6 protein-coding genes are annotated in these 6,538 nt (G+C 43.8%); 5 read left to right on the top strand and 1 reads right to left on the bottom strand.

The genetic code is table 11. The features are described 5' to 3' along the window. Positions 1–1,763 (top strand): GmrSD restriction endonuclease domain-containing protein (locus tag ABD892_RS12115; RefSeq protein WP_345195965.1); only part of this gene is annotated, 1,763 nt, incomplete at its 5' end. 91 nt (positions 1,764–1,854) lie between these two features. Here ABD892_RS12115 and ABD892_RS12110 read toward each other — a convergent pair. After that, the gene (locus ABD892_RS12110) at positions 1,855–2,220 is read right to left on the bottom strand and encodes a winged helix-turn-helix transcriptional regulator (protein WP_345195963.1); all 366 of its coding nucleotides are present in this window, start codon (positions 2,218–2,220) and stop codon (positions 1,855–1,857) included. Positions 2,221–2,376: 156 nt separating this feature from the next. Between ABD892_RS12110 and ABD892_RS12105 the strand changes: the two genes are divergently transcribed. The 4 genes from ABD892_RS12105 to ABD892_RS12090 all read left to right on the top strand — a co-directional run bounded on the left by ABD892_RS12105 (position 2,377) and on the right by ABD892_RS12090 (position 6,456). Then, entirely contained in the window at positions 2,377–3,198 is an 822-nt protein-coding gene (locus ABD892_RS12105) for a tetratricopeptide repeat protein (protein ID WP_345195962.1), read from the top strand. Positions 3,199–3,387: 189 nt separating this feature from the next. Next, positions 3,388–4,668: an aminotransferase class V-fold PLP-dependent enzyme gene (locus ABD892_RS12100; protein WP_345195959.1), complete on the top strand. Its 1,281-nt coding sequence runs from the start codon at positions 3,388–3,390 to the stop codon at positions 4,666–4,668. A 15-nt stretch (positions 4,669–4,683) separates the two neighbouring features. Beyond that, a complete protein-coding gene (locus ABD892_RS12095; protein WP_345195957.1) occupies positions 4,684–5,031 on the top strand; it encodes a hypothetical protein in 348 nt (115 codons plus the stop codon). Between the two features lie 267 nt (positions 5,032–5,298). Next, entirely contained in the window at positions 5,299–6,456 is a 1,158-nt protein-coding gene (locus tag ABD892_RS12090; RefSeq protein WP_345195956.1) for an acyltransferase family protein, read from the top strand. The last annotated feature ends 82 nt before the right edge of the window (positions 6,457–6,538 follow it).

Genomic DNA, 6,538 nt, shown 5'->3' with positions numbered 1-6,538 from the left:
GGGTCATTGATTACTCACTGACCACCCCCTGTTTAAGTTGGAAATTTCAGAAGAGGCGACAACTATGCTGGCACAGGGGGATTGAAGAAAAAGAGAAGTTTATTGACTCATTATTAAGTGGCTATCCTATACCGATGATAATTGCCGCTAATCATAACAAACCAGGTAAAGAAAGTGCTTTTGAAATACTTGATGGCATGCAAAGATTGAATGCCATAATTTCCTTTATTGAAGGAGAGTTTTCTGTAGGATCGAAATACTTTGATCTTGAATCTGTTGCTCAAACAAAAGCAAAACTAACAGCAAATGAACTTAAACAAAAAACACCTGTTTTAGAAGTTGACAAATGTTCAAGAATCCTAGACTACCCTGTACCGTTTTCTGTATGCGATGATAATGATCCGGAAAAAGTTGATGAGAGCTTTCGTAGAATTAATACAGGAGGTCGAACTTTATCCAAACAAGATGTTAGACAAGCAGGTGCTTTAGGATTGATTCCCGATCTAATTCGTGAAGCAGCAGTATATATCAGAAAAGATAGCTCACATTCTAATGTGCTTGATCTTAGAAACATGAAAAACATAAGCCTAAGTAACAGAGGCTTGAAGTATGGAGTAAACTTACTTGATGTTTTTTGGGCTCGGCATGGCATCATTACGTACGAGAACATAAGAAAATCAAGAGATGAAGAACTAATTGCTCATCTCATATCCTACATTGCTGATTCTAAACAGTCCCAAACAACTTCAAAATACTTAGACTCAATTTACGATTCAGAATCAACTGAGCATAAGGAACTATACAAAGCTATAAATAAAATTGGGTATGAGTCACTTTATAAGCAATTCTGCTTTGTTTTTGATGAATTAGAAAAAACTTTAAACAGTAATAACGCAAAATTTAAAAACCTAATTTTCAACAATAGAGCGACAAAAGCTCCAAATGTTTTCCAGGTGATTTATATTGCTTTCTTTAAAGGGTTAATTTCAAACAACTTAAAAATTGCAAATTACAGAAATTTATGTGAAGCACTGAGCAATACATATAACAACCATCTAAAAACATTAGATTCTGAAAGCAAATGGTCTTCCGGAGATAGAGAAATCTTATCAGATGCAGTATATGGCGTAATCAAAAAACATTTCACCACAAAATCTGGTTCTGACAGACATTTGAGCTCTTGGGTTGAAAGCTTAGAGAATATTCTAAATGAATCTAAAACAGAGCAGACCTGTTACGATTTTAAAATTGGCTTGCACCAAATTAGCGATGGAAGCGGTAATTTTGGAGTAAAAACATTAAGTAAAATAATAAAAACCTTGACTGCAATGTTAAACTCAAAATCTGGTGATTGCTATGTTATCGTCGGAGTTGCTGATAAAGCAGAAGATGCTATTTCACATAACAAGCATTATGACTCTGAACACATAGAATATAATAATTTCTGCATTACAGGTATTGATGCTGAAGCAATTAAATATCATGGCTCAATAGACAAGTATGAGCAGAAAATACTACAACTAATCGATCAAGAACCAATATCTGAATCCTTAAAAAGAAGGATAAAATCTAACCTCGTTACTTTCACATACAATGGAAAGGAAATTTTGCTATTCAAAGCATCTCGTTCTGACAACCCTGAAAGATATGAAGGTGATATCTTTGTAAGAAATTTATCTCATATAGAGAAAATTGAAAGAGAAAATGAGTTTCCTTTCTACAATCAATTCATGGAGGAAAGTAGTCTGGCTCAACGAATGTAACAAATAGCTTTAAGCGACGCTGAACCTCCCCCATTTTAGTGGACATCAAAACCACTGGATAGGGGGAGATCCTGAACCCCTTGCGCAGGTGTTAACTTTCAACGCGATTCAACAAATCCCTGATCAGGTTTTCACGGTCCGTTTTGATCCGTTTGACCAGTGGCAGGGGCTCATTGGTGTCCGGGTCGTATTGGCTGCTCCAGGCAATCATCTCCAGCATGATCGGCAACATATCCTTGCCGGCTTGCGTGAGCGTATAGACCTTTTTCCGCTTGTCACCGGGGTCGGCCTGCCTGGTGATCAAGCCGTCGTTCTCCAGCTTTTCCAGGCGGCTCGACAGGATGTTCGTCGCCATCCGCTCATCCGAGTTTTGCAGTGCGGAAAACGACTGTTTACCAAAAAACAGGAGATCCCGAAGGATCAGTAAGCTCCATTTGTCGCCAACACAATCCCGCACATTGGCAACGGGGCATCACTACAAATAGGACTCCCTGCGTGTTAGCATCCGTCGCTCCGAGGCTGGAATAGTCTTTTCGTACCGCCCTATCTGGCTCAACGTCAGTCGCTTCACTACGATAAAAATCGCTCTTGTCATTCATTGTTGGAAAAGTAAATGTTCAAAGTTGTATCAGCATTTTTTCTCTCACTCGTTGCCAGTGTGGCATTGGCCAATGAAAGTGCCGATGTAAATTATGCTGAAAAGATTAGCGCTGCCTATCAAAACCGGGATGTAGAAAAAGCCACACGCTTACTCACAGAATGGGCGGACTCGGGGAATCCCAGGGCGCTATACAACCTGGCTTCAAACTATGAACGCGGTATCGGCGTGCAGCAAGATCCGGTTAAAGCGTTCAACCTCATGAAAAAAGCGGCAATGGGTGGATACGCCAAAGCCTATATCAATTTATCCGCCTACTACTTCAGCGGTTTTGGTACGCCCGTTAATCTGGATAGCGCATTAGACTGGCGTGCTAAATCAGCATCAGAAGGCAACATTGAATCGATTCAGCTATTAGCTTATAGCTTTTTCACCGGATCAGGCTTAACAAAAACGATTAACAAACCTCAAGCGATTGAATGGCTCAAAAGCGGTGCGGCATTAAACGATAACTTTTCAATCTACTGCATGGGCATGCTCCACTACCTGGGCGAAGGTGGCTATGTCAAAGATTATGAAAAAGCCAAAACGTATTGGGACACCCTGGGGGAAGAAAGCGCCACTGTGTACCTCAGTATGTTGGAGGAAGGTTTCCGAAACGGCACATTGGGGCTCGATAAAGACACAGCGCGCGCTGAATACTGGTCAAAGGTTCAAAAACGTCAGCTTTCTAAAATTGAACAAAAAATGGGCAGTGACAAGGTATATCCGGCAGGCTACTTCCAAACCTATCAGAATGAACTGAAGATCATTAGCGATATGCTCCCTCAAATCTGACAAGGCCATCAGAAAAGTGCTTGCAGTGCTGGACGCTTACCAGCCTGCTCGCCTTTTGTGGCGACATTGGGTGGTAAAGCATCCTTTAGCAGACAAAATCTGTACCATAGTACCATTTACTGATTTCGATCAGTTTTTGCACTATCCATAACCCCTACAATCCAGAGAGATAAGTATAAGGAGGGTGTTATGGGTTATTTCGGTGGCGAACAAGACCTCGCGTTTGAAGGCAAGGTCTTTCCCGACAAAGGGGCAACGAAAGAAGACGTCATGCAACGGCTGTCGGACTTCGATGCCATGGATGTCACAGACATCTATTCCCACAACACCATCCAATCGACCACCCTGATGTCGCATCTGGAAGCCGCCGAGATCGCCAAAGATGCCAACCGGATGTTTTTAAGGCGGAATTACCTCTACAAGGAACTCCTGCCCGGCTGCACCCAGATGGGCCTGGAAGTGAAGCAGATGGTCAAGGAGATGCTTCGTTTTCCACAGGATGCCCGGGTCAGGTTCACATCCGGCGGCTCCGAAAGTCTGTACTCGGCCATTGCCGCCGCCAAGGAATGGGGCCAGCAGGAAAAAGGGATTCTCAAGCCCAACATCGTTGTCCCCTACTCCATCCACACGGCCTTTTCCAAATGGTGTAAATACGCCAGTATTGAGATCAAGCGCATTCCCCTGGGCGACGATTACCGCGCCGATGTGGCCGCCATGGAAAAAGCCATTAACCGGAACACGATTCTTATCGCCGGCTCAGCGCCCTGCTGGCCTTATGGCTTGTTTGATGATATTCCCGCACTTGGCGCGGTCGCAGAAAAGCACAATGTCTGGATGCATGTGGATGGTTGCCTCGGTGGGTTTCAATCGCCGTTTGTCGAGAAGCTGGGGCAGGCACTGCCGGTCTGGGATTTCAGGGTGCCGGGGGTGCGGTCGATCTCGGCGGATCTCCATAAGCACGGCTACAGTGCCAAGCCATTATCGTCTATCACCTTCCGCAACAAAGAGTGGGAACAATATTACTGTTGTTCCGCCAGTGACTGGCCCGACGGTTTGTATTCCACCGAAGCCATTACCGGCACCACATCCGCAGGCCCCATTGCCTCGGCCTGGGCGGTGATGAAGTTCCTGGGGGAAGAAGGTTACCTGGCGTTGGCCAAGCGTTCGATGGAAGTGAAACAACGCTACCTCGAAAAAATCAGCGCCATCGACGGCGTGGAATGCTTCCCCTCAGACCTTTGCACGATGACGATTCGTCTGGAGAAGGGGCTGGATTTATTCGCGGTGATGGGTGGACTGTTTGAGCGTCAATCCTATTGCCTGCCCTCCTTCCAGCCGCCGGCATTAAAAATCGTGCTGGACCCTGTGACGGATGACGTCGTCGATACGTTTGTGAGGGATCTCGCAGAGGTCATTCCGTTAGTCAAAGCAGGCGAGATTTCCATTGAGAATCTCAAACCCTGGATGTAGCGGAGGGACATTGCCATGAAGATGACACTGCTTTTATTCGCCCTGGGTTTCAAGCTCATGGCCAGCGCGTTATTCAATAAAACGTTCCGAAAAAAGATTCGCTATATCAACCGGACGGTTGTGATCCGCACAGCCGATGGTAAGCACAGCCATACGTATATTTTTCGACGCAACATGGTGTTCTTCCATCCCGGCGGCAGCAAGAATGCGACGGTGGAACTGATATGGTCGGACAAAGATACCGCACTGAAAGTCATGTTATCCAAAGAAGTGCTGGATACGTTCTCTGCCATGGGCAAAGGGGATCTTGTGATTAAAGGGAATTTTCAGGATGCGCTTTGGTTTACGGAGATTGCCGCTTAACTTGCCGTTCCTGTCAGGTTTGAAAGACTCGCGGGCTTTGTAGTTCGCGAGCCTTTTTTCGCTTCAGCCCCATCTATCGTTGTAAAAGACATTCTCAATCACGCACGCCCTCACACACCTTATTAGCAGGTAACGCGCCATTGCAACGTACTAATCCGCACCCAGCAGCAATAGACACTGCAATTAATGTAGCAGCCGGTTCAAGTCGATATACCAATATTAAAAGATAAATCAGTCTCATTTTGGCTATAAACCGAGAATAAGAATATGTATTGGAGAACACTGGATAAAATCGACTCCAGTCTGTATAAGGGTATAGCCATCTTAATGATAGCGACGCATAACTTTATGCACTTATTCCCTAAGCCAAAGGAAAATGAGTTTGGCTTTTATCCTGATCGTTTTTTTGACTTTCTCCATCTTGCCTATTCTGAGCCAGAGAACATTCTTCGAACCTCACTTTCATTTCTTGGCCATTTTGGCGTACAGATTTTCATCTTCCTAAGCGCATACGGTTTAACGAAAAAATACTCATCAAAACAGCCTGATTACTGGCCCTTTATTTGGCAACGGATAATGAAAATTTATCCTGCTTTTCTTATCGCCATACTGGCCTGGCTCATTATCGTTGGATGGTTTATCGGGGACTATGGTTTCCTAGGGCCAGCAAAGCTTTTATACGCAAACATTATACCCTTAGTATTAAAGCTATCCCTACTATCGAGTTTCACTCCTGAGTATTATTTTTCTCCTGTCGGACCCTGGTGGTTTATTCCGTTTATTTTTCAGTTTTATCTCACATTCCCCCTGCTTCGTTACTTACACTCTCGCTACGGCAACCGGGCATTACTATTTCTATCGTTAACAAGCCTTTTAATTTCCCTACTGACTCAAGGAAAAATTGGTGAACTGAACCTGTATTTTACGGTGCTGGGTCATCTTCCGGCGTTATGTCTTGGCATATTCTTGGCCAGCAATGATGATAAAAAGATAAACATTCCAAAATCAATCATTCTATTGGCACTTGGTGTATTCCTCCTCGGCAATATTTATGAAACATTCTGGTATGCCAACCACATAAGCTTCCTCATTCTTATTCTGGCTTTTTTGACATATCTTTCTGACACCATAAAAAACACCAGAACGATAAGAAAAACCCTCTTATTCTATGGCTCCCTGTCAATGCCTCTATTTTTAGTCAATGGGTTCTTGAGAGCACCCTTTATTACCTGGGCCATTGATTACAACCATTGGTCACTGACCCTCATTTTATGTCTTATTTCTCTGTCTCTCTCAACCTTGGTTGCTTTAGCGTTAGATAAAATCGAAAAACGCCTAATGCTTAAAATCGAATGGGAAACACCACGATCATTGTATAATCAATTCACTCAATGCCTAACAAAAGCATTGACTCGGGTGAAGTAAGTGTAATCATCCCCTAAACTAGGGGCATTTCGAATTAGAGTTCTCCGACTTACACTGAGTCAAACGGAGAACGAGATGAAAA

This window comes from Kistimonas scapharcae (genome assembly GCF_039540975.1).
In the GTDB taxonomy this organism is placed as follows: domain Bacteria; phylum Pseudomonadota; class Gammaproteobacteria; order Pseudomonadales; family Endozoicomonadaceae; genus Kistimonas; species Kistimonas scapharcae.
Note: the sequence above shows the minus strand (reverse complement) of the source record. Positions and strands in the feature narration are given on the sequence as shown.